This is a genomic window from Nocardia anocheti, assembly GCF_029675105.1.
Lineage (GTDB): Bacteria > Actinomycetota > Actinomycetes > Mycobacteriales > Mycobacteriaceae > Nocardia.
Window position 1 is genome coordinate 142,375 of the sequence record NZ_JAQQFV010000008.1, and the last position, 25,700, is coordinate 168,074.

Genomic DNA, 25,700 nt, shown 5'->3' on the forward strand with positions numbered 1-25,700 from the left:
AGCTTTCGTGGACAGGGCTCAGCGGCGCGAACCGGTCACACCGTCCCACACCGGATGCCACAGCCTGCCGGTGTCGGTCCACGCCTGGAAGCGCACGGTGCCGGTGAGTTCAGGGTCCACCCACTGGGCGTCGCGCCGCTCGTCGGCGGTCAGCTCGTTGACGAACGGTGACGTCTCGCGCCGCAGTCGCCCCAGTTCGGTGGCGATGCGTGCGGCCTGCTCGTCCCCGAAACCGGTGCCCACCCGGCCCACGTAGACCAGCCCGTTCTCGTGCGGAATACCCAGCAGCAGCGACTTGAACTGCCGTTTCTCGCTGCGCCGCCACCCGCCCACCACCACGTACCTGGTCCGCCAGTTGCGCTCCTTGAGCCAGGTGTGGGCCCGCTTGCCCGGCTGATACACCGAGTCGCGCCGCTTGGCGACCACGCCCTCCTGCCCCTGGTCGCGACTGTCGGCCATCGCCTCCGCGCCCGAACCATCCAGCAGCGTGGACACATTCATCGACGGAGCCAGCTTGCCCAGCGCCTCGAGCACGGCCCGGCGATCGGTGTATCTCTTGCGCAGCAGCGAGGTGCCGTCCAGGTGCAGCACATCGAAGGCGACGAAGATCGCCCGCGCCGAATCCGCCTGGAGCGCCGAGATATCCGACAGGCCCGCGTCGTCGAGGACCACCGCCTCACCGTCGAGCACCACGCGGTGCCCGGCCAGTTCCTGACCGAGGGCGGCCATGCGCGGATACCGCGCGGTGACGGTGTTCCCGGCCCGACTGCGCACGGTGACGGTGCCGTCCTCGATCTCGACGATCACCCGGAAGCCGTCCCACTTGGTCTCGAAGGCCCAGTCCCGCGCCGACAGGCCGGTCACCTCACCCGCGGTGGCGAGCATGGGCGACAGGCCACGCGGAAGTGTGCCGGAACCGTTGTCCGACACCGGTTCCCGGCGGGTCTGGTCGCGCATGTAGTGCATGAGCCACTGGTCACCCTTGGTCTGGATGAAGGCGTAGCGGCCGTGCAGGCGCTCGCCGTCGAGTTCGACGATCACCTCGTCCTCGCGCCACTTCTCGGTGAGGTAGGTGCCCGAATCCCAGATGGTCATCTCCCCCGCGCCGTATTCGCCCCTGGGGATGGTGCCGTGGAAGTCCAGGTACTCCATCGGGTGGTCCTCGGTGCGCACGGCGAGGCGGTTGTGTTTCGGCTCGGTCGGCGGGCCCTTGGGCACGGCCCAGGAGGCGAGGACGCCCTCGTGTTCGAGGCGCACGTCCCAGTGCAGGCGGCGGGCGTGGTGTTCCTGGATGACGTAGCGGTTGCCGGGGCCGGGCGCCGGTGTGGCGGCGGGGACCGGTTCGGGCGTGCGATCCGGATCGCGCATGCTGCGGTACTTGGTGAGGGCGTCGGCCAGGGGTGGATCGAGGGCAGCGAGCAGGTCGCCGTCGGCCTGCCAGCGGGCCAGCACCTCGTCGAAACGCAACTGGCGCAGGGCATCCACGTCTTCGATCTCGGCCCAGGTGCGGGGGGCGGCGGCGTGTGGGTGGGCGCGGCCGCGCATCGAGTACGGGGCGATGGTGGTCTTGGCGGCGTTGTTCTGACTCCAGTCGAGGAACACCTTGCCGGTGCGCGCCGCCTTGGCCATGGTCGCCGTCACCAGATCCGGGTGCAGCTGTTGGAGATTGGTGGCCACCTGCTTGGCCACGGTCGACGCGCCGGAGGAGCTCATGACGCGGTCCAGTGGCACGTAGAGATGAATGCCCTTGCTACCGCTGGTCACCGGGAACGCCCGCAGACCGATCCCGGCGACCATGTCACGCACGGCCAGCGCCACCCGCGCGCACTCGGCCAGTCCGGCGTCCGGTCCCGGGTCGAGGTCGAAGACGATCCTGGTGGCGGGCCCGCGCTGTTCGCCGTCGAAACGCCATTGCGGCACATGGACTTCCAGCGCGGCCTGCTGTCCCAGCCAGGCCAGCCCCGCCTCGGAGTCGATCACCGGATACACCACGCGACGGCTGGAGTGTTCCATCGCGACCCGGTGGATCCAGGCGGGCGCGTGCTCGGGCAGGTTCTTCTCGAAGAAGTCGGCGTGGTCCACGCCGTTGGGCCACCGCTTGCGGGTGACCGGCCGCCCGACCAGGTGGGGCAGCATCGCCGGGGCGATCGCCGAATAGTAGGCGATCACCTCACCTTTGGTCGTTCCGGTCTCCGGGTACAGCACCTTGTCGAGGTTGCTGAGCTCGACCTCGATACCCGGTTCACCCGGTGACCCCCGGAACTCGCGGCGGACCATCGACGCGGTTCGGCGGCGGGGACCGAAACCCGGCCCCCGCGCACCGAATCAGGCCTTCGGCCCCGGATCGGTCGGCGCGGGACCGCCGGTGGCCGGTCCCTGACCGGTGCCGGGCTGCTGCGGCGGCACGACCTTCTTGGCCGCGTCCTTGCCCTTTTCGATCTTGTCGCTGTACTTGCCGCCGGTCTTCTCATCGATGAACGAACCGGCCTTGTCGACCGCGTCGTTGATCTTGTCGGCGTTCTGGGCGGCGGCGTCCTTGCCCTTACCGAGCAGGCCCTTCAAGGTATCCACGAGACTCATCTGCCGAAATTCCTTTCGCGAGGAGGGTCACTCCACATCTTCCCACCACGAAACCCGTGGCGGGAGGTCATTCGGAACCACCCGCTGGCCCGGCTTGGGCACGACGATCGCCGTACCGGCCGCGTCGGCGGCCGCGACCAGCCGCCGGACGGGTTCGGCCCAGCGGTGGAAGGCCAGGTTGAAGGTGGCCCAGTGGATCGGGACCAGCAGCCCGTAGCCCGGATCACCCAGGCACAGGTCGGCGTGCGCACGCACCGCCTCCTCGGGATTCATGTGCACATCGGTCCAGCGTTCGTCGTAGGCGCCGATGGGCAGCAGCGTCAGATCGAACGGCCCGAGCACCGCGCCCGCCTGCGCGAACGCCTTGGTGTAGCCGGTGTCGCCGCCGAAGTACACCCGCTTGATGGGCCCGGCCAGCGCCCAGGACGCCCACAGCGTGGTGTTGCGGACCAGGCCGCGACCGGAGAAGTGCCTGGCCTCGGCGCAGGTGATGGTCAGGCCGCGATCGTCCTTGTCGTGCCCGACCGAGACCGAGCCACCCCAGTCCAGCTCGATGATCCGGTACTCGGGCACACCCCACTGCCGCAGGTGCGCACCGATGCCGGTGGGCACCACGAAGGGGGCCAGCTGACCGCGCACGAGCGCGTCGACGGTGGCCTTGTCCAGGTGGTCGTAGTGATCGTGGGAGATGATCACCGCGTCCACGCTGGGCAGCGCGGCCAGCGCACCAGGGACCGGATGCAGCCGGGCCGGGCCGATGAGCGGTGACGGCGAGACCCGCTCGCTCCACACCGGGTCGGCCAGCACGCGGTAGCCGTCGAGTTCGATCAGCGCGCTGGCGTGCCCGTACCAGGTGACCGCCAGCTCGGCGGCCTGCTCGGGGACAGCGGGCGTGACCAGCGGCACCGGTTTGCCCGGCCTGCCGACCCTGCCCTTGGTGAGCCCGGACCACAGCAGCGACGGCGCGGCACCGGCCGCGAGCATGCTGCTGGGTTCGGTGTTGTGGAAACGGCCGTCCCGATAGGACGACTTGCCCAGGGCGGTCGGCTCGATGGCCGACGGCCCGGCGCCGAGCGCGGTGGGCAGACCCCACACCGCGCGCGCCACCCAGGCGAGCCCGAGCGAGCTCGCCACCGACCCCGCGACGCGCGCGAGGCTCATCACCGGCCCACGAATTTCGCGGGACGCTTCTCCTGCCGAGCCAATCGACCCTCCTTCGCGTCGTCACTGGTCCAGGCGGCTTCCAGCGCGGCCTGCTGGATCGCGCTGGCCGGTGCCCTGGTGCCGTCGTCGTTGAGCATGAGCTTCATCGCCCGCAGCGACAGCGGGGCCAGCGCGGCGATGGATTTCGCCCAATCCTTGGCATCGGCCAGCGTGCCCAGCTTGTTGGCGAAGCCGTAGGCGTAGGCGTCGGCGGCCGAGACCGATTCGGCCCCGAGCAGGATGGTGCGGGCCGGGCCGCCGCCGATCAGTGAGACCAGTCGGCTCACCGTCCAGCGGTCCACCGAGATGCCCAGCTTGGCGGCGGGCACCGCGATGTAGGCGTCGGGTTCGATCACCCGCAGGTCCGAGGCCAGGGCCAGCTGCACGCCCGCGCCGAGCGCGCCGCCGTTGATCGCCGAGATCACCGGCACCGGAAGCGATTCGATGGTGTGCAGCATGTCGAGCAGCCCGGACAGGAACGACTCGGAGTACACGCCGGTCAGGTCGGCACCGGCGCTGAAGATGGGACCGCGGCCGGTCAGCACGATGACGCGGGCGCCCTGGTCGACCGCGTCGAGCATCGCGGCGCGCAGCTGGCCCACCAGGTCCTCGTTGAGCGCGTTGCGGCGCTGTTCGCGCTGCAATTCGATCGTGATCACGTCACCGTCGCGGGTCACGCCGAGCATGGATCCTCCCCAGAAGGACGGGTTCACTGAATGTCTTCACTTTGCCACAGGCCGGGGTCGACGCCCCGCAAGGCGATAGCATCGGCGGCTGTGGCGACCGACTTCGACATCCTGGTGATCGGCGCGGGCCAGGCCGGATTGTCGGCCGGGTACCACCTGCGCAGGCGGGGGCTGGTGCCCGAACGCGACTTCCTGATCGTCGACCACGCGCCCGGCCCCGGCGGCGCCTGGCAGTTCCGCTGGCCCTCGCTCACGCTCACCACGGTGAACCGCGTGCACGATCTGCCCGGGATGTCCTTCGCCGAGACCCTGCCCGCCGGATCGGAGTCCGCGCCCGCCGCGACTGCCGTGCCGCACTATTACGAACTCTACGAAAAGCGCTTCGACCTGCGTGTTCACCGTCAGGTCTCGGTGCGGGTGGTCTGTGACCGGACCGCCGACGGGCAGACCTGCGCGGGCCGTGGCGAGGTGTTGCGGGTGGAGACCGAGGGCGCGGACACCCTGCGGGTGCGCGGCCTGATCAACGGCACCGGCACCTGGGAACACCCGTTCATCCCGGTGTATCCGGGCGCGGGCGAGTTCGCCGGACGGCAACTACACACCCGCGACTACCGCACCCCGGACGAGTTCGCGGGCCAGCACGTGGTGGTGGTCGGCGGCGGGATCTCGGCCGTGCAGTTGCTCGACGAGATCTCCCAGGTGACCTCCACCACGTGGGTCACCAGAACCGAGCCGCGCTGGCGGGAGACACCGTTCGTGGAGCAGGACGGCCGCGACGCGGTGGCGCTCGTGGAGGACCGCGTCCGGCGCGGACTGCCACCGGGTTCGGTGGTCTCGGTGACCGGTCTGCCGCTCGACGACCGGCTGCGGGCCGCCCGCGATCGTGGCGCGCTGGACCGGCTGCCCATGTTCGAGCGGATCGAGCCCGACGGGGTGCGCTGGGCCGACGGGCGGTTCCAGGCCGCCGATGTCATCCTGTGGGCGACCGGCTTCCGCAGCGCGCTGGACCATCTGGCGCCGCTGCGCCTGCGCGGGCCGGGCGGCGGGATCACCATGACCGGGCGGCTGGCCACCCAGGTCGCGGTCGACCCGCGCGTCCACCTGATCGGCTACGGGCCCTCGGCCAGCACGATCGGCGCCAACCGGGCCGGACGGGCCGCGGCCGCCGAACTCACCGACTACCTCGGGATCACTCCAGACCGGCGCTGAAGGTGCCCGGATCGGGGCCCACGCGGGTGCCCTTGTCGAGGCGGTTGATCGCCTCCATCGCCGCGGCGTCGAGTTCGAAGGTGAACACGTCGAAGTTCTCGGCGATGCGCGAGGGCGTCACCGACTTGGGGATGACGATATTGCCCAGCTGCAGGTGCCAGCGGATGATCACCTGAGCGGGCGTGCGGTCGAGTTCCTCGGCGATGCTCGTGATGGTGGGGTTGTCCAGCAGGGTGCCCTGCCCGAGCGGGCTCCACGCCTCGGTGGCGATGGCGTGGTTGGCGCCGTACTGGCGCAGGTCGCGCTGGGACAGGGTGGGGTGCAGTTCGATCTGGTTGACCGCCGGGGTCTCCCCCGCGTCGGCGATCAGGGTCTCGAGGTCGATCACCCGGAAGTTCGAGACGCCGATCGAGCCGACGCGGCCCTGCGCCTTCAGTGCCTGGAACGCGCGGAAGGTGTCGACGTAGCGACCGGCCGAGGGCACCGGCCAGTGAATGAGATACAGGTCCAAATAGTCCAGGCCCAGACGTTTCATGCTGGCGTCGAAGGCGCGCAGCGTGGAGTCGTAGCCCTGGTCGGCGTTCCACAGCTTGGTGGTCAGGTAGATCTCGTCGCGCGGGATCCCCGACTCACGGATGGCGCGGCCTACGCCTTCCTCGTTTCCGTAGACCGCGGCCGTGTCGATACTGCGGTAGCCGACCTTCAACGCCTCGGCCACCACTCCGGTGACGTCCTCCGCGGGCACCTGGAACACGCCGAACCCCAGCTGCGGGATCACGTTCCCGTCGTTGAGCACGATGGTGGGAACGAGGCTGCTTGCGCTACGGAAGGTCACCCTTCCGACCGTAGAAGTGCTTCGCCGTACCGTCAACGACGCCGACCTGCGTGTTTCCCCCGAGTCGAGATGGGGCACGAACCGGGGCGCCGGTCAGTAGACCACCCCGGTGAGCCCGATCCGGCGGTAGCGCACCCGGCGCAGGGCGCGCAGCTCGGCGGGCGCGGTGGCGCGCAGGGCAGCGAGTTCCTCGGTGACGGCCAGCACCACGCGCCGGGCGAAGGCGACGGGTTCGACTGCGGCGTCGGGGTATTCGCCGACGATACGGTCGACCACACCGTCGCGGTGCAGGTCGATCGCCCGAATGCCCTGGGCGTCGGCCAGTTCCGGCGCGTGCTCGGTATCGCGGAAGACGATCGCGCTGGCGCCCTCGGGCGGCAGCGGCGCCAGCCAGCCGTGTCCGGCGGCCAGCACCCGGTCGGCGGGTAGCAGCGCCAGGGCGCCGCCGCCGGTGCCCTGACCGAGCAGGATCGAGACCGTCGGGGTGTCGAGGGTGACGAGATCGGCCAGGCAGCGGGCGATTTCGGGCGCGAGGCCGCGCTCCTCGGCCTCCTTCGACAGTGCCGCGCCGACGGTGTCGATCACCAGCACCAGCGGCAGGCGCAGTTCCTGGGCCAGTGCCATCGCGCGCCGCGCTTCGCGTAATGCGGCCGGGCCCATGGTGTGTTCGCCGCGCTGGCCGGATCGGTCGTGGCCGAACACGACACAGGGCTGTCCACCGAAGCGGGCCAGTGCCAGCACGACGGTGCGATCGGATTCGCCCTGCCCGGTACCGCTGAGCGGAACCCGGTGTGTCACATGGCGTAACAGGTCGCGAATGCCGGGCCGCCCGGGACGGCGGGTACTCAGCACCGAATCCCACGCGCTCGCGGCGGGATTCGCCGCCGACACCGGACTCAGCACGGGCGCGGCCCATCCCGGCTCGGCCGACACCGGCATCACCGTGCCACTGGCCACACTCAGCGCGCGATGTGCGATGCGGCGGAACACCTCCACCGGCACCACGCCGTCGATCACGCCGTTGCGATAGAGGTTCTCGGCCGTCTGCACGCCGGGCGGGAACGGCTTGCCGTAGAGGGCCTCGTAGACGCGCGGTCCGAGGAAGCCGATGAGCGCGCCGGGCGCGGCGAAGGTGATGTGCCCCAGCGATCCCCACGAGGCGAACACGCCGCCCATGGTCGGATCACGCAGGTAGACGAGGTAGGGGTATCCGGCGGCCTTGTGCACGGTGACCGCGCCCGCGATCTTCACCATCTGCACGAACGCGACGGTGCCCTCCTGCATCCGGGTGCCACCGGAGGTCGGGGAGGCGATCAGCGGCAGACCCAGTTCGGTCGCGCGCTCCACCGCCGACACGATCCGCTCGGCCGCGGCGACCCCGATCGACCCGGCCAGGAACGCGAACTCACACGCGATCACCGCCACCCGGCGACCACGCAACAGACCCTCACCGGTGAGCACGGACTCGTCGGTCCCCGCGCGCACGGCGGCGTCCACCAGCTCCTGGCGGTAGCGCGGGGTGATCGGGGGCTCGACCGGGGGCCGATCCCAGCTCACGAAGGTCCCGGAATCGAGCAACTGCCCGAGCAGCTCATTCGCCGACATACGCACGGGCAGAGCCTAGCGGGACCGATGGACGGCGCGGCTCACCGCGGGCACACGAAAGGCGGGGCTGCGGCCTTCATCGCGGCAGCCCCGGATCCCGTGGGTCAGTAGCCCTGCATGACCTTGCGCAGGGCGTACTCGGTCAAGGAGACCAGGGCCTGCTTGGCGGGCTCCCGCCGACGGGCGTCGATCGACATGATCGGGACGTCGGCGGGGACGGCCAGGGCCTGGCGGATGTCCTCGAGCGGGTACTTGGGGGCGTCGTCGAACTCGTTGAGCGCCACCAGGAACGGCAGACCGCGCGCCTCGAAGTAGTCGACGGCGGCGAAGCTGTCCTCGAGCCTGCGGGTGTCGACCAGCACCACGGCACCGATGGCGCCGCGGATCAGGTCGTCCCACATGAACCAGAACCGGTACTGGCCGGGCGTGCCGAACAGGTACAGGACCAGGTCGTCGGCGAGGCTGATACGGCCGAAGTCCATCGCCACCGTGGTGGTCGACTTCATCGGAATACCGGTCAGGTTGTCGATTCCGGTACTGGCGTTGGTGACCAGCGCCTCGGTGCGCAGCGGAACGATCTCCGACACCGCACCGACCAACGTGGTCTTACCGACACCGAAGCCACCGGCGACAACGATCTTCGCCGAAGTCGGCTTGCTCGTGCGGGTGTCGACCTGCGCCGTCGAATCAAATACGCCGGAGTCCACTGAGAACCCTTTCGATCAGCTCGCGACGTTCATCGTCGCTGGAATCGTCTTTCAAAGTCGCCGAGACTCGCACGTGACCGGCCTCGATGAGGTCGGCGACGAGAACCCGCGCTACACCGATCGGTATACCCAATTGGGCAGCTATCTCGGCAACGGACGGCGATTGCCTGCACAACTCCACGATGGACGTTTCGAGGTTGTTCAGTTCGAACTGCCGCTCCATGGCGACCGGATGCGATGCGACGAGTGCCTCCAGCGCCAACTCGACCGCCGGTCTGGTGCGACCGGCAGTCAGTGAGTACGGGCGAACGAGGCTGGGCTCGGCGCTCCCCATGCGGTGATCGTCTATGTCCATCCCACCATCAGGAACCCATCGTGACGCGCGGCGTCGCCTGGACGGTCTGGCCCACACGCTCGACCAACAGAGCCATTTCGTAGCCGACCTGACCGATGTCACACGAGGTGTTGGTCAGGACCGCGAGGTAGGAGCCGTCGCCCACTGCCATCAGCAGCAGATAACCGTGCTCCATCTCGACGACGGACTGCAGTACAGTACCGCCTTCGAACAGATTCGACACGCCGACGGACAGACTCGCCAGTCCGGCGGTCACCGCGGAGAGCTGTTCCGCGCGGTCGACCGGGAGCTGGGCGCTCGCGGCCATCAGCAGGCCGTCAGCCGAGACCAGGACGGCATGGGCTACGCCAGGAACCTCGTTGGCGAAGTTCGAAACCAGCCAATCCAGCTGACGGTTCGTACCACCTAGATCGGGGTTCATCGGTCTCCTTTATCTCCGGTTAGGTTCATTGCCTTCATTGCGCGGCCATCCCGGACGCCTTGCTGGTGACGACTCAAGCTGGACCTGATCGTTTCGGGATCACGTTGCGGAGTGCTGTCGGCCTTGCCGGTGACACCACCGGGCACGAGCCTGCCGCCCGGATTGCGCTGAGGCAAGCCCGCGGCGGTACGAACCTCGGGTTTGGCCTCGCTGGCGCGACGCGCGGCCTGCCAGCCTTCGTCACCGGGTGATTCGAAGGCGGCAGCCATCTGGGACCGGTCGGAATTCTCGTCCGTGAGCCACGCCGACATCATCTCCGCGAAGATCGGCGTTCCGCCCATGACGGAATCGCCTTCCGGTGCCGGCTGCAACCTGGTCTGGAAGAACGACGCAGCCTTGGCCGGATTCGACCGGAAACTGTGCCGACCCGGATCGCGCCCTGCCGACGCAGCGCTCTCCGGCCCCGCAGGTTCCCGATCCCGTTGGGGCAGAGCCACTCCGGGCCCGGCGTTCGCCTGCGGTACCACAGTAGCGCCGGGGGCGCGCTGCGGCAGCCCATTCGGGCCCGCCGGTCGCGAGTCGGCGGGCGGCTGACCCGCCGCGGGGGCCCGCTGCGGGAGTCCGCCGGTCTGGTCGCGCTGGGGCAGACCGGTCGACGGGTCACGCTGGGGCAGGCCACCGGTCTGCTCACGCTGCGGGAGACCGCTGGCCGGGTCACGCGGCGGCAGACCACCGGACGGATCACGCTGGGGCAGACCGCCGGACGGGTCACGCTGCGGGAGGCCGCCGGTCTGGTCGCGGTGCGGCAGACGCGGGGTCGGCTCACGGGGCGGGAGGCCGTTGGCCGGGCCGCGCTGGGGCAGGCCGGTCGACGGGTCACGCTGGATCGGCGCCGAATCCCGCTGCGGCCCACCGGCACCGCGCTGCGGGAGCCCGGTCGAGGGGTCACGCTGCACCGAGGACGGATCACGCTGCGGCAGACCCGTCATCGGATCACGCTGCGGGAGACCACCGGTCTGCTCACGCTGGGGCAGACCACCCGAGGGGTCACGCTGCGGGAGACCGGACGGGTCACGCTGCGGCAAGCCGCCGGTCTGGTCACGCTGCGGCAGACCCGACGGATCACGCTGCGGCAGACCACCGGTCTGCTCACGCTGCGGCAAGCCGCCCGAGGGGTCGCGCTGGGGCAGACCGGACGGGTCACGCTGCGGGAGACCGCCGGTCTGCTCACGCTGGGGCAGGCCGCCGGACGGATCACGCTGTGGGAGGCCGCCGGTCTGGTCGCGCTGGGGCAACCGGGCGGGCTGGTCGCCGCGCTGCGGCAGACCGGCCGACGGGTCACGCGGCGGCGCGCCGTTGGCGCCGGGCGAGCGCTGCGGCAGCCCACCCGAGGTCTGCTGCGGCTTGGCGGGTTCGCGCGGCGGCAGGCCGCCCGCGGGCGACGCCGACTCACGCGACGGCGCGCCGTTGGCACCCGGCTGCCGCACGGGTAGGCCACCCGAGGACTGCGGCGCCCCGGCGGGCTTGGCCTCGCCCGGCTGACCGGGCGCGGCGGGCGGACGCGGAGGTCCGCCGGGAGACAGATTGCGCTTGGGCAGCGCGGCCGCGGCGAGCTTGCCGCGCTGCGGCACGTTCCCGCCCTGACCGGGCGTGGCCGGACGCAGAGTGGGCGCCGACTGCTCGGCCGCGTCCTGCCGCTCGCCCTGGGCCATGGAGTTGCCCGGCTGACGCTGCGGCAGACCACCCTCGGCGGCCGGACCGCTGACACCCGGATCGACGGTGACCATCATGTTGCCGCCCGGGGTGCGGGTGATGGCCCGGGTCTGCATGGTGCTCGGCGGGTTCTGCGGGGTCGGCCGCTGGGGCTGTTGCTGCTGGGGCTGCTGCGGCGCGGGCGCCTGCTGCGGCGCGACGACCGGTCCACCGGCACCCGAGACGATCAGGCCGACCGGCACGTGCACCGTGACGGTGACGCCCGGATCGCGCGCGGTGTCGAAGGTCGGGCGCAGTCGCACGGTCAGACCGTGACGCTCGGCCAGGCGGCCGACCACGAACAGACCCATGTGGCGGGCGGTGTCGGGGCCCGGCTCGGCGGTCTGCTCGAGCCTGCGGTTGATCTCCGACATCTCCTGCGGCGGCATACCGATACCGCGGTCGGCCACCTCGATCAGCAGACCCTGGTCGTGGGCCTGGGCGAAGGTGAACTTGACGTCGGTCTCCGGCGGGGAGGCGCGCAGCGCGTTGTCGAGCAGCTCGGCGAACAGGTGCGCCATGTCCGAGGCGGCCGGTTCCACCAGCGAGCCGCGCGGCGTGGCGCCGAGCTTGACCCGCTCGTAGTCCTCGACCTCGGAGATCGCGGCCCGCAGCACGTCGGCGATCTCGACCGGCGCCGACTTGGTGCGGCGCTGCTTGGTACCGGCGAGGATGAGCAGGTTGTCACCGTTACGACGCATGCGCGCCGCGAGGTGGTCGAGGCGGAAGAGGTTCTCGAGCAGGCGCGGGTCCTTCTCGTCGTACTCCATCGCCTCGATGAGGGTGAGCTGATGGTCGACGAGCGACTTGGAGCGCCGGGCCAGGGTCTCGAACATGTCGTTGACCTGCGAACGCATCTGCGCCTGATCGCTGGCCAGGCGCAGCGCCTGACCGTGGATGTCGTCGACGGCGCGGGCCAGCTGACCGATCTCCTCGTCGGAGCGCACCGGCATCGGCTCGAGCGGCACGTCCTCGGGGGCGGCGCCGTTACGCAGCTGGGCGACCTCGTGCGGGAGGTCGGACTCGGCCACGCGCAGCGCGGCCAGGCGCAGCCGGTGCAGCGGCACGATCATCGAGCGGGCGACGAACACCGCCAGCAGCAGCGCGGCGAGGATGGTCGCGATGACGACGCCGGTGTAGGTCCAGGCGCCGGTGGCGGCCGAACCGGCCAGGTCGTCCATGGCCGACTCGATGGCCTTGGTCGACTCGTCGACGACCTTGGCGTAGCCGACGAGGCTGGAGTACAGCGAGGTCCGCATCTCGCCGACGGGCAGCTTGCCCGCCTGGATGTCGGGCCCGGAGGCCAGGGTCTCGCGGGTCTCGGCCTGGGACTTGAGGTCGGCGATCACCTGATCGCCGTCGGGGAAGCGGTTGCTGAGCACGTCGAGCAGGTGGCGCTCGGTGCTCACACCGGCGAGGAAGTGCTGGGCGCCGGTGGCCTGGCCGCGCAGCATCTCGGTCATGCCCGCCAGCTCGTCGACCAGCACCGAACGGGTGTTGAGCGAGTCGACCAGACGCAGCTTGGCCGCGTCCATCACCGGATCGCTGACCTGGGTGAGCGTGGTCTCGACGATGTCGACGCTGTCGCGACGCACCTGCTCGACCGCCGCGAGCGCGGGTTCGGTGGAGGTGGTCAGGCCCTTGCCCTGCGCGCGCACCGCCTTGGCCTGCTTGATCATGCGCTCGAGGGCTGCGCGGGCCTTGGGCAGATCGTCGAGTCGGCTCAGCGACTGCTCCGCCGCGGCGATCGCGCCGTCGAGCTTGGCCAGGTCGTCGTCGGTGACGAGGGTCGTCGCCGGACCGGTCGGCACCATCTGGCTACCGGCGACCTGCGCCGAGGTAGCACTCAGCGCGGTGACCGACGGAATCGTGTCTACCTGCTCGTTGATACTGGAGAGCCGGTTGGCTTCCGAGAACTCGGAGGTAATCCTCGACACGCCGAGCCCGACCGCGACCGCGAGTGGCACGGCCAGTACGGCCGTAACCTTCCAGCGCAGGTCCCAGTTGCCGAGCGCCCAGCGCTTGCTGCCGGACCTAGCGGCGTCACGCATCTCCCACTCACTTTCCAAACTGGCCTCGTATACCAAGCGGTCTACCAAGCGCCACCAGCGAACCTTCACACTCGCAATGCTGGCTCGCCAGGCGGTGCTGGCCGAGAACTGCGGCTGGCCGAGAAATTGCGTCTACGACTGCCCTAATAAGTGACATCAGATTCTAACGGATCAATAACTTCTTGGCTCACTCCCGGTAGAGGTCCGCGCGATGACCTGCCCGTTCCAGGCAAAACCAAAGGTCGCGGCACCCCCTCGGGTGTCGCGTGAAGTCTGCCACAATCATCAGGATCTATCGAGCGGGCATCGAAGCGAGGCTAGGGAGTCACGGGCTTGGACACCGAACACGAGTACCGACCGGTCTATCAGACCAGTCTGGTCGATCCAGCCCACTTCTGGTCCGCCGCAGCTCAGGCCGTCGAGTGGGACGTGGCGCCGGAGCAGATCGTGGACGCGGCGGACAAGCGCTCGGCGCGCTGGTTCCCCGACGGCAGGCTCAACACCTGCGTGAACGCGCTGGATCGGCACGTGCGGGCGGGCACCGTGGCCGAGGGCGGACACGCCGATCAGGCGGCCCTCATATATGTCTCCGCTATGACGGACACCACGACCGTCTATACCTATGCCGAATTGCTCGACGAGGTCGCCCGATTCGCCGGGGCCATGCGTGATCTCGGTGTGGTGGCCGGTGACCGGGTCGTGATCTATCTGCCGATGGTGCCCGAGGCCGTGATCGCGATGCTGGCCTGCGCGCGCATCGGCGCGGTGCATTCGGTGGTGTTCGGCGGCTTCGCCGCGCCCGAACTGGCCGCCCGGATCGACGACGCCGAGCCGGTCGTGGTGATCACCTCTTCCGGGGGCATCGAGCCGGGCCGCCGCGTCGACTACCCGCCGATCGTCATGCAGGCGCTGGACCTGACCACGACCACCTCGGTGCGCACGGTCATCGTCAAGCAGCGGCCGCAGTTCGCCACCATCGAGTTCCCCGCTCCCCTGCCCGCCACCGACGTGCTGCCCGCCTCCGAGCAGACCGTGGCCGCGCGCTGGGTGGACTGGGACGCCACGGTGGCCAACACCGAGCCCGCCGAACCGGTGTCGGTCGCGGCGACCGATCCGCTCTACATCCTCTACACCTCCGGCACCACCGGGAAGCCCAAGGGCGTGGTGCGCGACAACGGCGGGCACGCGGTGGCGCTGTCCTGGTCGATGCGCAACATCTACGACGTCGGCCCCGGTCAGGTGTTCTGGGCGGCCTCCGATGTGGGCTGGGTGGTCGGCCATTCCTACATCGTCTACGCGCCGCTGCTGGTGGGCGCCACCACCGTGCTCTACGAGGGCAAACCGGTCGGCACCCCCGACGCGGGCGCCTTCTGGCGCATCGTCGACGAGCACGACGTGCGGGTGCTGTTCACCGCGCCCACCGCCCTGCGCGCCATCCGCCGCGCCGACCCCGAGGCCACCGTCGCCCACCGCTCGGATCTGTCCAAGCTGCGCGCGCTGTTCTGCGCGGGCGAACGCCTGGACCCGGCCACCTTCGAATGGGCCACCGACACCCTGCTCGCCGGGCACCCCGACACCCCCGTGGTGGATCACTGGTGGCAGACCGAGACCGGCTGGCCGATCTGCGCCGACCCGCTCGGCCTGCAGGAACTGCCGGTCAAGCCCGGGTCGGCCTGCGTGCCGGTGCCCGGCTACCGACTGCGGGTGCTCGACGCCAACGGCAACGCGGTGCCCGCCGGGGTCGAGGGCAACATCGTCATCGGGCTGCCGCTGCCGCCCGGCACGCTGACCGGTCTGTGGCGCGATCGCGACCGGTTCATCCGCTCCTACCTGGCCACCTTCCCCGGCCACTACCTCACCGGCGACTCCGGCTACTTCGACGAGGACGGCTATCTCTACGTCCTGGGCCGCAGCGACGACGTCATCAATATCGCGGGCCATCGCCTCTCGGCGGGCAGCATCGAGGCCGCGATCTCCGGGCACGAGGCCGTGGCCGAATGCGCGGTGATCGGCATGCCCGACGAGCTCAAGGGCAGCCTGCCGCTGGCGTATGTGGTGCTCAAGCAGGGTGTCGAGATCGATCAGGAGCGGTTGCGCGCCGAGCTCGTGGAGCGGGTGCGCACCCAGATCGGCGCCATCGCCAGTCTCTACGACGCGATCATCGTCTCCGGGCTGCCCAAGACCCGCTCGGGCAAGATCCTGCGCAAGACCATCCGCCAGCTCACCGCGGGCGAGCACGTCGAACCACCCGCGACCATCGAGGACCCGGCCGTGCTGACCGCGCTGTCGGACCGCATCCTGGCCAACCCGCCGCTGGGCATCCCGGCACCCGCGACACCGGCCCCCGACCGCGACGGCGACCAGGTCGCTCCCACCTCCTGAAAGGCGCCCCCCAGCCGCTAATGTCACCCTCGTGACCGAACGTGCCGCCGCCGCTGTCCTGGTCGTCGACGACGACGAGGACGTTCTCGCCTCCGTCGAACGTGGCCTGCGACTGTCCGGATTCCGGGTGCTGGTGGCCAGGGACGGTGCCGCGGCGCTGCGCGCGGTGGCCGAGCACGGCCCCGACGCGATCGTGCTCGACATGAACATGCCGGTACTCGACGGCGCGGGCGTGGTGACGGCGCTGCGGGCCATGGGCAACGACGTGCCGATCTGCGTGCTCAGCGCCCGTTCCTCGGTGGACGACCGGATCGCCGGACTCGAGTCCGGCGCCGACGACTACCTGGTGAAACCCTTCGAGCTGGCCGAGCTGGTGGCCCGGATCCGCGCGCTGCTGCGCCGCCGCACCGACACGCCGGAGCCGAGCGCGCCCGGTGCCATCGCGGTGGGTCCGCTGCAGGTCGATGTGGCCGGGTATCGCGCCCTGCTGCACGGCCGGGAAATCGAGCTCACCAAACGCGAATTCGAATTGTTGTCGACCCTGGCCAGGAATGCGGGTGTGGTGCTCACGCGCGAACGGCTGCTGGAATTGGTGTGGGGTTACGATTTCATAGCGGATACGAATGTCGTCGACGTGTTCGTCGGATACCTTCGACGCAAACTCGAAATAGATGACACGCCAAGGATTCTGCATACGATCCGCGGCGTCGGATTCGTGTTGCGGGAACCCAAATGACTCAGGCACCGCCGAAACGCCGTCGGAGACAATCGTTTTCGCTGAGAACGAGAGTCGCTGGCGCGGCCGCGGCCGGTGCCGTCCTGATCGTCGGGATCGCGACTTTCGTCAGTTTCCAAGCGATCGAACGCAATAATGTCACCCAGACCGATCAGCAGCTCGAGATCGCCTCGCGCATCGTGCTGATCGAGCCGGTGCTGGCGACCGGCTTCGTCAACCTGACCGGCCTGCAGAACACCATGGCGCTGACCGTGCGCGACGACGGCCGGGTCACCGCCTCCAGCTCCACCCAGCTACCGGCGCTGCCGCCCGGCTCGCAGACCGTCGAGGTGGACGACCAGCCCTACCGCGTGCTCACCACCACCGAGAACCAGCCCGAGGGCCGCACCGTCTCGCTGGCCATCCCCACCACCGAGTCGGCCAAGGCCACCGCCGACCAGCAGCGCTGGGTGCTCGCGGGCGCCGGTGTCGCGGTGGCCGCGGCGGCGGCGCTGGGCTGGCTGCTGGCGGGGCGCGCGGTCGGCCCGATCGTCACCCTCACCCGGCAGGTCTCGGCCCGCAGCGCCTTCCCCGATCCGGCGAATCCCGCCCAGCCGGTGGACGGTTCGGGCGTCGACGAGGCCGTGAAGCTGGCCGACGCGGTGAACACCATGCTGGCCCGCGTCGACCAGGCCCAGGCCGAGACCGCCGCCGCCCTGGAGACCGCGCGTGATTTCGCCGCCGTCTCCGCCCACGAACTGCGCACCCCGCTCACCGCCATCCGCACCGACCTCGAGGTCCTGCGCACCCTCGACCTCACCGATGCGCAGCGCCGCGAGATCCTCGACGACCTGGCCCGCAACGAGACCCGCGTGGAGACCACCCTCACCGCGCTGGAACGGCTCGCCCGCGGCGACCTCACCGCCGAGGCCGACCACGTGCCCACCGATGTCGCCGACCTGTGCGACCAGGCCGCCCACGACGCCATGCGACACAACCCCGGCCTCCAGGTGCGCATCGAGACCGACGCCGAACTGGTCACCCTCGGCCTGCCCGCCGGTCTGCGCCTGGCCATCGACAACGCGCTGACCAACTCGGTCAAGCACGGCGGCGCCACCCAGGCCGTGGTCTCCGCGCACCGCTACCCCGGCGACCACATCGTCATCGCCGTCGACGACAACGGCACCGGCGTGCCACCCCAGGAACGCGAGGCCGTCTTCGCCCGCTTCGCCCGTGGCACCAACGCCACCAAGGGCGGCTCCGGCCTCGGCCTGGCCCTGGTGGCCCAGCAGGCACAGCTGCACGGCGGGCACGCCTATTTCGCCGACAGCCCGCTCGGCGGTGCCCGGCTGGTCATCGACCTGCCGGTGCGCCGGGCCTACTGACGACGAGACCCCCGCGCCCGAGGTGGGCGCGGGGGTCGGGTCGATCAGGGGATCAGGGCAGGACCTGCGGCACCGACTCCGGGATCACCAGGCCGATGACCGCGCCGATCACGGCACCGGTCAGCGCGCTCGAGACCACCGAGGGCAGCGCGCAGACGAAGTAGCCGATGATGAACGCGGCCAGCGCGGGCAGGCACAGGATGGCCGAGGCGATCGCGCCGATGGCGGCACCCGCGGCCGCGGCGTTCTGCACCGGGTCGTGGTTGGCGGCGTTCGGGTCGGTGGCGATGTTCTTCAGCTCGGTGCTGGTGTCGGTGGACAGCTGCGGCGCCATCGACAGGGTCTTGCCGTCGGCGGAGACCACCGAGGCGACCGCGATCGCGTTGCCGGTGACGGTCTCGAACTTCAGCGGCAGCTGGCCGACCGTGGCGCCGGTGTCGGAGACCACGGTGACCGCGTCGGGGGTGAGCACGAAGCGGCCCGCGTCGACGGTGGCCGAGATGGTGCGCAGGTCCGGCGACACCGTGGTGGTGTAGCCGACCCCGTCGGCAACGCCCTGGCTCGACAGCCCGGTGGCGATCTCGGCCTGGCGCTCGACGCTCACATCGGCGGCCGCGGTGCCCGCGGTGACCAGCGAGGTGGCCACGGCCAGCGGCAGCGCGGCCACGGCCACGCGGCGTGTCGCGCGAGTGATGGTGCGGTGGAACATGTTCGGTGTCTCCCTCCCGACGCCCCCAAGGATTCCCCGAAACCCCCGGACGGATCGAAACGTTCTCGATGTCGATTGACTCGAGATTTGTACCTGACCGGAACCGATCTTGTAAGCCGTTGTGACACAAGGCATATCGGCGCGAGGAAGCGATGGCTGGCAAACAGCGGGTAATCGGACGGCGATCGTCACGGCGAGTCTTCCTCACCGAACTCTCAGACCTCTCCCAGAAGCCGCGACCATCCGGCCCGATACCGTCGCCACCGTGATCGACAAACCCGCGCGCCTGCTCCCCCTCGCCCTCGCCGTCCTGCTCGCGGGCGGCGGCCTGGCCGCCTGCGCCGGGCAGGACTCCGCGCCCACCGGCATCGCCCTGGTGAACGCCGACACCGGCCCGACCGGGCAGCGCGTGGCCGAGGCCGTGCGAGACGCGGGTGGCTACGACTGGACGCTGGCGAAACCCGGCGAGGTCGACGCCGCCGACTACGCCGCCGTGATCACCCTGCCCGCCGACCTCACCGCCTCGATGGCGACCCTGGCCACCCCGGACCCCCAGCGCGCGAAGGTCACTGTGACCACCCGCGAAGGCGCCGACACCGGCACCGTGAACGGCGCGGTCGACGTGGTGACCCACCGCATCGGCGCCTCCGGTGTGGACGCGGCGCTGGCCGCGGTCTCCCAGGCCCGCAATCAGATGACCTCGGTGCAGTTCACCGCCCAGCTGCTCAACGCGGGCGTGAACGCGGCCGCGGCGGGCGCCGACCAGTTCAGCGGCGGCGCCGAGCAGATGCTGGGCTTCCTCGATTTCGCCAAGGAGGGCGCGGGCCAGCTCACCTCGGCCATCGCGCTGCTGAACCAGACCGTCGACGGCGCGGCCAAGCAGGCCACCCAGCTCGCCGACGCGTTGAGCGCGACCGGTGTCACCATCGCCGGGGTGCAGAGCAGCGCGGCCGCCATGGGGTCCGGGCTCGACCAGATCCTGCCGCCGCTGAAGAGCCTGCCGTTCGCGAACGATCCGCAGCTCGCCGCGATCATCACCAAACTCGAAGCGCTGCAGACCGTCTCGAAGCAGGCGGGCACCCAGCTCGACGGCCTGAGCGAGCTCACCGGCGCGGCCGTGGACCCGAACACCGAGCTGGGCACGCTGCTGCGCACGGTCGTCGAGCGGCTCAACGGCGCCCGCGACCAGCTCACGCAGGGCGCCGCGCTCGCCGAGGGCCTGCCCGCGCTCGCCGAACAGGGCGGCGCGCAGCTCGTCTCGGCCATGGAGCAGCTCACCAGCGGGGTGGGCGCGATGCAGAACATCGTCGGCAATCTCAACACCCAGACCGGCAAGGCCCTGGAAGCGCTGCCGCCGCGCGGGCAGGCCCAGCAGTCGGCGCTGGCGCTGGCGCTGACCGACCCGGTCGAGGTGGTGCGCGAATAGCGCGACGGCCCACACCGGAATGGGTGTGGGCCGCTCACGAACTCAGCGGATCAGGGCAGCACCTGCGGGATGATGTCGGGCGCGACCACACCGACCACCGCGCCGATCAGCGCGCCCACCAGGGCGTTCGGCAGCCCGACCAGGCCGACACACGGCAGGTACAGGATCATCGTGGTGATCATCGGAATGCACACGACGGCAGCGGCGATCACACCGATGCCCGCGCCGACGGCGGCGGCATTCTGCACCGGATCGGGGAACTGGGCGGTGGGTGAGGTGGCGATGTCCTTCAGTTCGGTCGCCGCCGCCGGGGTGATCCGCGGGGTGACGGTGAGACCGCGCCCGTCGGCGGCGATCTCGGTGGCCAGCGCGATGACCTCGCCACCGACCGTGCGGAACTCGGCGGGGATGTCCCCGATCCGCTCCCCCGCCGCCGATTCCAGGACGACACCGTCCTCGGTCGCGACGAACCGCCCGGCATCGACCGAGGCGGAGACCGTCTTCAGGTCCGGCGCCACCGTGCTGCGGTAACCGACGCCGTCGGTCACGCCCACACTGGACAATCCTTCGGCGTAGCGAGTCTGCTGATCGACCTCGGCCGAGCCGGTGCCCGCGCCCACCAGACTCACCGCCACCGCGATCGGCAGCGCCGCGGCGAGTACGTGTCGAGCACCCTTGCGATGGAACATGATCGAGAAACTCCCTCCCGAAACCCCCGAAGAAAGCCCCGAACCCCGGGCGAATCGATCAGCGCACTGTCATGGACACTCGCATTACTAGCCCACCCGCCGACTGATAGCAAATCGACACAACCGGTCACAGACAACCTGCCTGCGGCCTCGCTCCGCGGCGGCGTCGACCCCGCTACCCGCCCCGCCATCACCCGAACCCGAAAGCCCTTGTCGGCTAAGGTGATCGGCGAGAGGGGGGAGCATCATGACAGGCCCTGACAATCCACCTCCCGGCCAGTGGCAACCCGCGCCACCACCGGGATACGCACCGCCGCCCGCACCCAACCCCGCACCGTTCCCGGCGCAAGGGAACTGGCAGCCGCAGGCAATGCCCTCGGCTCCGCGCAAGGTGTGGCCCGCTGCCCTGGGCGCCGGACTCGGCGGCATGGTGCTGGCGGGCGGCATCGTCGCCGGAGTCGCCGCCGCGCTCTGGCCCGACCCGCCCGCGCCCGACCCCGCGGCGGCCGCCCTGGCCCAGACCACGGCGGACCGCGAAGCCGCCCGCCTGGCCAGTTGCGAATACGCGCGCACCGTCTCGACCTACGACCACACCGACCTCGACGACTACTTCGCCCAGTCCGCCGCGGGTGCCACCGACCCGTACCGGACGGAGTTCGACAACGCGTCCCAGGCGCTGCGTCAGGCGATGGAGGCCGCGCAGGTGAGTTCCCGGGTGGAGGACCTGAACTGCTTCTACAAGTCCGGCGAGGGCGAGGAGATCGTCATCGTCGACATCATGTCCCAGTTCCGCCGCTCCAGCACCCAGCCGCTCGAGGAGAAGCAGACCTTCGTCATCGAGATGACCATGCGCAAGGTCGGCGACCGCTGGCTGTGCGGCAAGATGAACTCGCCGATGCTGAAGAAGTAGCAGCGGAAACGACCGCGGCCCGCCTTCCTGGGGAAGGCGGGCCGCGGTGCGGTTTCAGATCAGTCGGCCTTGAGCAGGTCGATCACGAAGACCAGGGTTCGACCGGAGAGCTGGTGCCCCGAACCGGCCGGGCCGTAGGCCAGCTCCGGCGGGATGGTCAGCTGACGACGACCGCCGACCTTCATGCCGGGGATGCCGTCCTGCCAGCCCTGGATCAGGCCGCGCAGCGGGAAGACGATCGACTCGCCACGGTCCCAGGAGGAGTCGAACTGCTCGCCGGTCTCGAAGTCGACGCCCACGTAGTGCACCTCCACGGTGCCACCGGGCACCGCCTCGGCGCCTTCGCCCTCGACGAGGTCCTTGATCACGAGCTCGGTGGGCGCGGGGCCCTCCTGGAATTCGATCTCCGGCTTGGTCATGTGCGCTATCCCCTTCGATAGGGCTCGATCCCCGCTCGTACGGGGAACACGGTAGTCGTCAGTGGCAGTGCTCGCCGGTCAGCGAGTACCGATGTCACGGTAGTCACGCTCACCGTAACCGGTGTAGATCTGGCGCGGACGGCCGATCTTCAGCGGTTCGGAGTGCATTTCGCGCCAGTGCGCGATCCAGCCCGGCAGGCGGCCCATCGCGAAGAGCACGGTGAACATGCGGGTCGGGAAGCCCATGGCCCGGTAGATGACGCCGGTGTAGAAGTCGACGTTCGGGTACAGGCGGCGCGAGACGAAGTAGTCGTCGGTGAGGGCGGCCTCTTCGAGCTGCTTGGCGATGTCGAGCAGCTGGTCGTCGCCACCGATCTTCGACAGGATCTTGTCGGCGGCCTGCTTGACCAGGGTCGCGCGCGGGTCGTAGTTGCGGTAGACGCGGTGCCCGAAGCCCATGAGCTTCACGCCGTCTTCCTTGTTCTTGACCTTGCGGATGAATTCCTTGACGTCGCCGCCGTTGGCCTTGATCTCGTCGAGCATCTCGAGCACGGCCTGGTTGGCGCCGCCGTGCAGCGGGCCCCACAGCGCGTTGATGCCGCCGGACACCGAGGTGAACAGATTGGCGTCCGAGGAACCGACCAGGCGCACGGTCGAGGTGGAGCAGTTCTGCTCGTGATCGGCGTGCAGGATCAGCAGCATGTCGAGCGCCGCGGCGATCTCGGGGTCGACCTCGTAGGGCTCGGCCGGGAAGCCGAAGGTCATCCGCAGGAAGTTCTCGACCAGGCTCAGCGAGTTGTCCGGGTAGAGGAACGGCTGGCCGACCGACTTCTTGTAGGAGTAGGCCGCGATGGTGGGCAGCTTGGCCAGCAGGCGGATGGTGGACAGCTCGACCTGCTCGGGGTCGCGCGGGTCCAGCGAGTCCTGGTAGTAGGCCGACAGCGCGTTGACCGCCGAGGACAGCACCGGCATCGGGTGCGCGTTGCGCGGGAAGCCGTCGAAGAACCGCTTGAGGTCCTCGTGCAGCAGCGTGTGGCGGCGGATGCGGTCGGTGAAGTCGTCGAGCTGGGCCTGGGTCGGCAGCTCGCCGTAGATGAGCAGGTAGCTGACCTCGATGAAGGTCGAGCGGCCCGCGAGCTGGTCGATCGGGTACCCGCGGTAGCGCAGGATGCCCGCCTCACCGTCGATGTAGGTGATGGCCGACTTGGTCGACGCGGTGTTCATGAAACCGGGGTCGTAGGTGACGTAACCGGTGCTGGACAGCAGCTTGCCGAGGTCGAGTCCGTTGTTGCCCTCGGCGGCCGTGGTGACCGTCATCGGGAACTCGCCGCCGGGGTACTGCAGTACCGCCTTGGCGTCCTCGGCGACGTTGGTGATGTTCTCAGCGGGCACGGAAGGATCCCTCTCAGGCTAGTTGAGATTCTCGCCGGGCCCTGAAACCCGGCGTGTAACCGTCAGCCCCGATGCGGTCGGCATACGGTGCGCTTGACGTAACGCTAGCTGTTGTTCGGGCGAGCTGAACAATCAGGGTTACCCTGCGGTGTTCTCACACCGGAGCCGATCGGCGGTGAGGTCTGTCGGCCCCGCCGTCGCGGTGGTCATCCCGTGGTGACGCCGGAGTGCGCCCGGCTGACCTGGTAGCGCACGAAGGCGGGGAAGGCCAGCGCGGCCAGCACCACGCCGATCACCACCAGAACTCCACCACCGGCGGCAGCTACAGCTGTACCCAGGCTCGCCGCGGCGAAACCGTGGGCAACATCACCGATGCGCGGTCCACCCGCCACGACCACGATGAACACCCCCTGCAACCGCCCGCGCATCTCGTCGGTGGACACGTTGAGCAGCATCGCCGTGCGCAGCGCCGCCGAGATCATGTCGACCGCGCCGCCCAGCGCCAGGAACGCCACCGCGATCCACAACCACACCCCCAGCCCGAACAGGTGCCCGGTCAACCCGACCGCCAACCCGAACCCGACCATCGCCACACCCCAGATCGCGATGCACACGATCACCGCCAGCCCCTGCCTGCGGATGCGCGGCACCCAGCCGGAGAACACCCCACCCAGCACCGCGCCCGCCGAGATCGCCGCGAACAGCAGGCCCAGCGCGACACCGCCCTCGGCCGGGTCGTGGAAGGTCTCGTGCGCGATCTGCGGGAACAGCGCGCGCGGCATGCCGAAGACCATGGCGATGATGTCGACGACGAAGGAGGCCAGCAGGATGCGCTGGGCGGTGAGGTAGCGGAAGCCGTCGATCACCGCGCGCAGCCCGGCGCGGCGCTGGTCGCCGGTCGGCGGGAAGGACGGCAGCCTGCTCACCGCCCAGAGCGTGGCGAGCAGGGCGATGGCGTCGAGCAGATACAGCGTGGGCAGCCCGAGCACCGGGATGAGCAGACCGGCCAGCACCGGGCCCGCGATCATGCCGACGTTCTGCACCGTCATCGACAGCGAACTGGCCGCGGCGATCTGTTCCGGCGGCAGCAGCCGGGCGATGGCCGCGCTGCGGGTGGGCTGGTTGACCGCGAAGAACGCCTGCTGCACCGCGAACAACCCCAGCACCAGCCACACATTGGTCATCCCCAGCGCGGCCTGCACCCAGAACGCGACGGCGGTGGCGCCGGTGCCCGCGGTGGTGATCACCAGCAGCGTGCGCCGGTCCATCACATCGGCCAGCGCGCCACCCCACAGCCCGAACACCACCAGCGGCACCAGACCGAACAGCCCGGCCAGGCCGACATAGCCGGAGCTGCCGGTGATCTGGAAGATCTGCTGCGGCACCGCGACCACCGAGAGCTGCGCGCCGATGACCGTGACGATATTGGTGGTCCAGAGCCTGCGATAGTCGCGATTGCGCAGGGGTTCGGTGTCGGCGAGCAGTTTCACTTACGGCACGTTAGATCGTGCGACCGTAAACGTCCCACGATTTTTCTCGGTGAGATAGCCCACTCACGGCTGCAGGCGCTCGACGGTCGCGTGCTCACCGTCGACGCGCACCACGATCCGGTTGTGCAGGCGGCCTCGTCGGCCCTGCCAGAACTCCACCTCGTCGGGTCGCAGGAGGTATCCGCCCCAGTGTGGGGGCACGGGGATGTCGTCCACGTCGGCGAAGCGGGCCGTGGTCTCGGCCAGCGCGCGGTCGAGTTCGGCGCGTGAGGCGACCGGGCGCGACTGCTGCGAGGCCCAGGCGCCCAGACGCGATTCGCGCGGACGCGCCTGCCAGTAGGCCAGCGTCACCTCGGCGGGCACCCGTTCGGTGCGCCCGCGCACGTGCACCTGCCGGGCCAGCGAGGGCCAGACGAAGGTGGCCGCGGCGTACGGGTCGGCGGCGAGCTGCTCGCCCTTGGCCGAGTCGTAGTTCGTATAGAAGGTGACGCCCTCGGGCCCGAGCCCCTTGCACAGCACCGTGCGGGCGACCGGGCGCGGCGCCGGACCGGTCAGCGAGACGGTGGCCAGCACCATCGCGTTCGGTTCGGCCACGCCCAGGCTCCTGGCCTGGTCGATCCAGTTCCGCAGCAACGGTTCCCAGCCACCGGCCACCCAGCTCTCGTCGAGATCGGCTTCGGTGGTGGGGACGGCCAGTGGGTCGCCGTAGTCGACGCGCATCGCGGCGAGATCGCCCGCCAGGGGTTCCGGGTCACGCATGGGGACAAACGCTACGCCGA

22 protein-coding genes are annotated in these 25,700 nt (G+C 70.1%); 6 read left to right on the forward strand and 16 right to left on the reverse strand.

The window, feature by feature from the left end; translation table 11 throughout:
- Window positions 1-18: 18 nt before the first annotated feature.
- Genes QC180_RS21695 through QC180_RS21710 form a run of 4 tightly spaced genes read right to left on the reverse strand, consistent with a single transcriptional unit; the run spans window position 19 to window position 4,469 of the window.
- On the reverse strand, window positions 19-2,277 hold the full coding sequence (locus tag QC180_RS21695; protein ID WP_278264628.1) for an ATP-dependent DNA ligase: 2,259 nt from the start codon (window positions 2,275-2,277) through the stop codon (window positions 19-21).
- A 48-nt stretch (window positions 2,278-2,325) separates the two neighbouring features.
- Complete coding sequence (locus QC180_RS21700) at window positions 2,326-2,580, reverse strand: antitoxin (RefSeq protein WP_278264629.1); 255 nt, start codon at window positions 2,578-2,580, stop codon at window positions 2,326-2,328.
- Window positions 2,581-2,607: 27 nt separating this feature from the next.
- On the reverse strand, window positions 2,608-3,741 hold the full coding sequence (locus QC180_RS21705) for an MBL fold metallo-hydrolase (RefSeq protein WP_278264630.1): 1,134 nt from the start codon (window positions 3,739-3,741) through the stop codon (window positions 2,608-2,610).
- Complete coding sequence (locus QC180_RS21710) at window positions 3,741-4,469, reverse strand: enoyl-CoA hydratase (protein ID WP_278264631.1); 729 nt, start codon at window positions 4,467-4,469, stop codon at window positions 3,741-3,743. The genes QC180_RS21705 and QC180_RS21710 overlap by 1 nt, the downstream gene beginning before the upstream one ends.
- 90 nt (window positions 4,470-4,559) lie before the next feature.
- Between QC180_RS21710 and QC180_RS21715 the strand changes: the two genes are divergently transcribed.
- Window positions 4,560-5,678: an NAD(P)-binding domain-containing protein gene (locus QC180_RS21715; RefSeq protein WP_278264632.1), complete on the forward strand. Its 1,119-nt coding sequence runs from the start codon at window positions 4,560-4,562 to the stop codon at window positions 5,676-5,678.
- On the opposite strand, the gene QC180_RS21720 is transcribed toward QC180_RS21715, so the two are convergent.
- The 6 genes from QC180_RS21720 to QC180_RS21745 form a co-directional block, all read right to left on the reverse strand.
- Complete coding sequence (locus QC180_RS21720; RefSeq protein ID WP_278264633.1) at window positions 5,659-6,513, reverse strand: aldo/keto reductase; 855 nt, start codon at window positions 6,511-6,513, stop codon at window positions 5,659-5,661. The two genes, QC180_RS21715 and QC180_RS21720, sit on opposite strands and share 20 nt — an antisense overlap.
- A gap of 93 nt (window positions 6,514-6,606) precedes the next feature.
- Window positions 6,607-8,118 (reverse strand): carboxyl transferase domain-containing protein, encoded by a 1,512-nt coding sequence (locus QC180_RS21725; protein WP_474646509.1) that lies wholly within the window; start codon window positions 8,116-8,118, stop codon window positions 6,607-6,609.
- Window positions 8,119-8,222: 104 nt separating this feature from the next.
- Window positions 8,223-8,825, reverse strand: coding sequence for a GTP-binding protein (locus tag QC180_RS21730; RefSeq protein ID WP_019044951.1), 603 nt, complete (start codon window positions 8,823-8,825; stop codon window positions 8,223-8,225).
- On the reverse strand, window positions 8,806-9,180 hold the full coding sequence (locus QC180_RS21735; RefSeq protein WP_019044950.1) for a DUF742 domain-containing protein: 375 nt from the start codon (window positions 9,178-9,180) through the stop codon (window positions 8,806-8,808). The genes QC180_RS21730 and QC180_RS21735 overlap by 20 nt, the downstream gene beginning before the upstream one ends.
- A 7-nt stretch (window positions 9,181-9,187) precedes the next feature.
- Window positions 9,188-9,601 (reverse strand): roadblock/LC7 domain-containing protein, encoded by a 414-nt coding sequence (locus QC180_RS21740; protein WP_011207200.1) that lies wholly within the window; start codon window positions 9,599-9,601, stop codon window positions 9,188-9,190.
- The gene (locus QC180_RS21745) at window positions 9,598-13,404 is read right to left on the reverse strand and encodes an ATP-binding protein (protein ID WP_278264635.1); all 3,807 of its coding nucleotides are present in this window, start codon (window positions 13,402-13,404) and stop codon (window positions 9,598-9,600) included. Before QC180_RS21745 ends, QC180_RS21740 begins: the two co-directional genes overlap by 4 nt.
- Window positions 13,405-13,737: 333 nt before the next feature.
- Here QC180_RS21745 and QC180_RS21750 point away from each other — a divergent pair, with 333 nt between their 5' ends.
- From QC180_RS21750 to QC180_RS21760, 3 genes are read left to right on the forward strand one after another with little or no spacing between them, the layout of a single operon-like run.
- Window positions 13,738-15,786, forward strand: a complete 2,049-nt coding sequence (locus QC180_RS21750; protein WP_278264636.1) for an AMP-binding protein — start codon at window positions 13,738-13,740, stop codon at window positions 15,784-15,786.
- A gap of 31 nt (window positions 15,787-15,817) precedes the next feature.
- Entirely contained in the window at window positions 15,818-16,522 is a 705-nt protein-coding gene (locus QC180_RS21755; protein WP_278264637.1) for a response regulator transcription factor, read from the forward strand.
- Complete coding sequence (locus tag QC180_RS21760) at window positions 16,519-17,886, forward strand: sensor histidine kinase (protein ID WP_278264638.1); 1,368 nt, start codon at window positions 16,519-16,521, stop codon at window positions 17,884-17,886. The genes QC180_RS21755 and QC180_RS21760 overlap by 4 nt, the downstream gene beginning before the upstream one ends.
- A gap of 52 nt (window positions 17,887-17,938) precedes the next feature.
- On the opposite strand, the gene QC180_RS21765 is transcribed toward QC180_RS21760, so the two are convergent.
- On the reverse strand, window positions 17,939-18,595 hold the full coding sequence (locus QC180_RS21765) for a DUF8020 domain-containing protein (protein WP_278264639.1): 657 nt from the start codon (window positions 18,593-18,595) through the stop codon (window positions 17,939-17,941).
- A 265-nt stretch (window positions 18,596-18,860) separates the two neighbouring features.
- Between QC180_RS21765 and QC180_RS21770 the strand changes: the two genes are divergently transcribed.
- The gene (locus tag QC180_RS21770; RefSeq protein WP_278264640.1) at window positions 18,861-20,021 is read left to right on the forward strand and encodes a YhgE/Pip domain-containing protein; all 1,161 of its coding nucleotides are present in this window, start codon (window positions 18,861-18,863) and stop codon (window positions 20,019-20,021) included.
- A 50-nt stretch (window positions 20,022-20,071) separates the two neighbouring features.
- On the opposite strand, the gene QC180_RS21775 is transcribed toward QC180_RS21770, so the two are convergent.
- Entirely contained in the window at window positions 20,072-20,710 is a 639-nt protein-coding gene (locus QC180_RS21775) for a DUF8020 domain-containing protein (RefSeq protein WP_278264641.1), read from the reverse strand.
- A gap of 247 nt (window positions 20,711-20,957) precedes the next feature.
- Between QC180_RS21775 and QC180_RS21780 the strand changes: the two genes are divergently transcribed.
- Complete coding sequence (locus QC180_RS21780) at window positions 20,958-21,620, forward strand: hypothetical protein (RefSeq protein ID WP_278264642.1); 663 nt, start codon at window positions 20,958-20,960, stop codon at window positions 21,618-21,620.
- 59 nt (window positions 21,621-21,679) lie between these two features.
- Here the strand turns inward: QC180_RS21780 and QC180_RS21785 are convergent, their stop codons facing one another.
- The 4 genes from QC180_RS21785 to pdxH form a co-directional block, all read right to left on the reverse strand.
- Entirely contained in the window at window positions 21,680-22,039 is a 360-nt protein-coding gene (locus QC180_RS21785) for an FKBP-type peptidyl-prolyl cis-trans isomerase (RefSeq protein ID WP_278264643.1), read from the reverse strand.
- Window positions 22,040-22,117: 78 nt separating this feature from the next.
- Window positions 22,118-23,431, reverse strand: a complete 1,314-nt coding sequence (locus tag QC180_RS21790; RefSeq protein WP_278264644.1) for a citrate synthase — start codon at window positions 23,429-23,431, stop codon at window positions 22,118-22,120.
- Window positions 23,432-23,637: 206 nt separating this feature from the next.
- Window positions 23,638-24,921 carry an MFS transporter gene (locus tag QC180_RS21795; RefSeq protein ID WP_278264645.1) on the reverse strand — a complete coding sequence of 428 codons (1,284 nt, stop codon included), beginning with the start codon at window positions 24,919-24,921 and terminating at the stop codon, window positions 23,638-23,640.
- A gap of 63 nt (window positions 24,922-24,984) precedes the next feature.
- Window positions 24,985-25,680 (reverse strand): pyridoxamine 5'-phosphate oxidase, encoded by a 696-nt coding sequence (pdxH, locus tag QC180_RS21800; protein WP_278264646.1) that lies wholly within the window; start codon window positions 25,678-25,680, stop codon window positions 24,985-24,987.
- Window positions 25,681-25,700: the final 20 nt, after the last annotated feature.

Coding starts and splice junctions, on each gene's coding strand:
- QC180_RS21775 (WP_278264641.1), bottom strand. CDS start 20,710: ATGTTCCATCGCAAGGGTGCTCGACACGTACTCGCCGCGGCGCTGCCG.
- QC180_RS21735 (WP_019044950.1), bottom strand. CDS start 9,180: ATGGACATAGACGATCACCGCATGGGGAGCGCCGAGCCCAGCCTCGTT.
- QC180_RS21760 (WP_278264638.1), top strand. CDS start 16,519: ATGACTCAGGCACCGCCGAAACGCCGTCGGAGACAATCGTTTTCGCTG.
- QC180_RS21725 (WP_474646509.1), bottom strand. CDS start 8,118: ATGTCGGCGAATGAGCTGCTCGGGCAGTTGCTCGATTCCGGGACCTTC.
- QC180_RS21765 (WP_278264639.1), bottom strand. CDS start 18,595: ATGTTCCACCGCACCATCACTCGCGCGACACGCCGCGTGGCCGTGGCC.
- QC180_RS21780 (WP_278264642.1), top strand. CDS start 20,958: ATGACAGGCCCTGACAATCCACCTCCCGGCCAGTGGCAACCCGCGCCA.
- QC180_RS21710 (WP_278264631.1), bottom strand. CDS start 4,469: ATGCTCGGCGTGACCCGCGACGGTGACGTGATCACGATCGAATTGCAG.
- QC180_RS21785 (WP_278264643.1), bottom strand. CDS start 22,039: ATGACCAAGCCGGAGATCGAATTCCAGGAGGGCCCCGCGCCCACCGAG.
- QC180_RS21745 (WP_278264635.1), bottom strand. CDS start 13,404: ATGCGTGACGCCGCTAGGTCCGGCAGCAAGCGCTGGGCGCTCGGCAAC.
- QC180_RS21705 (WP_278264630.1), bottom strand. CDS start 3,741: ATGAGCCTCGCGCGCGTCGCGGGGTCGGTGGCGAGCTCGCTCGGGCTC.
- QC180_RS21740 (WP_011207200.1), bottom strand. CDS start 9,601: ATGAACCCCGATCTAGGTGGTACGAACCGTCAGCTGGATTGGCTGGTT.
- pdxH (WP_278264646.1), bottom strand. CDS start 25,680: ATGCGTGACCCGGAACCCCTGGCGGGCGATCTCGCCGCGATGCGCGTC.
- QC180_RS21695 (WP_278264628.1), bottom strand. CDS start 2,277: ATGGTCCGCCGCGAGTTCCGGGGGTCACCGGGTGAACCGGGTATCGAG.
- QC180_RS21700 (WP_278264629.1), bottom strand. CDS start 2,580: ATGAGTCTCGTGGATACCTTGAAGGGCCTGCTCGGTAAGGGCAAGGAC.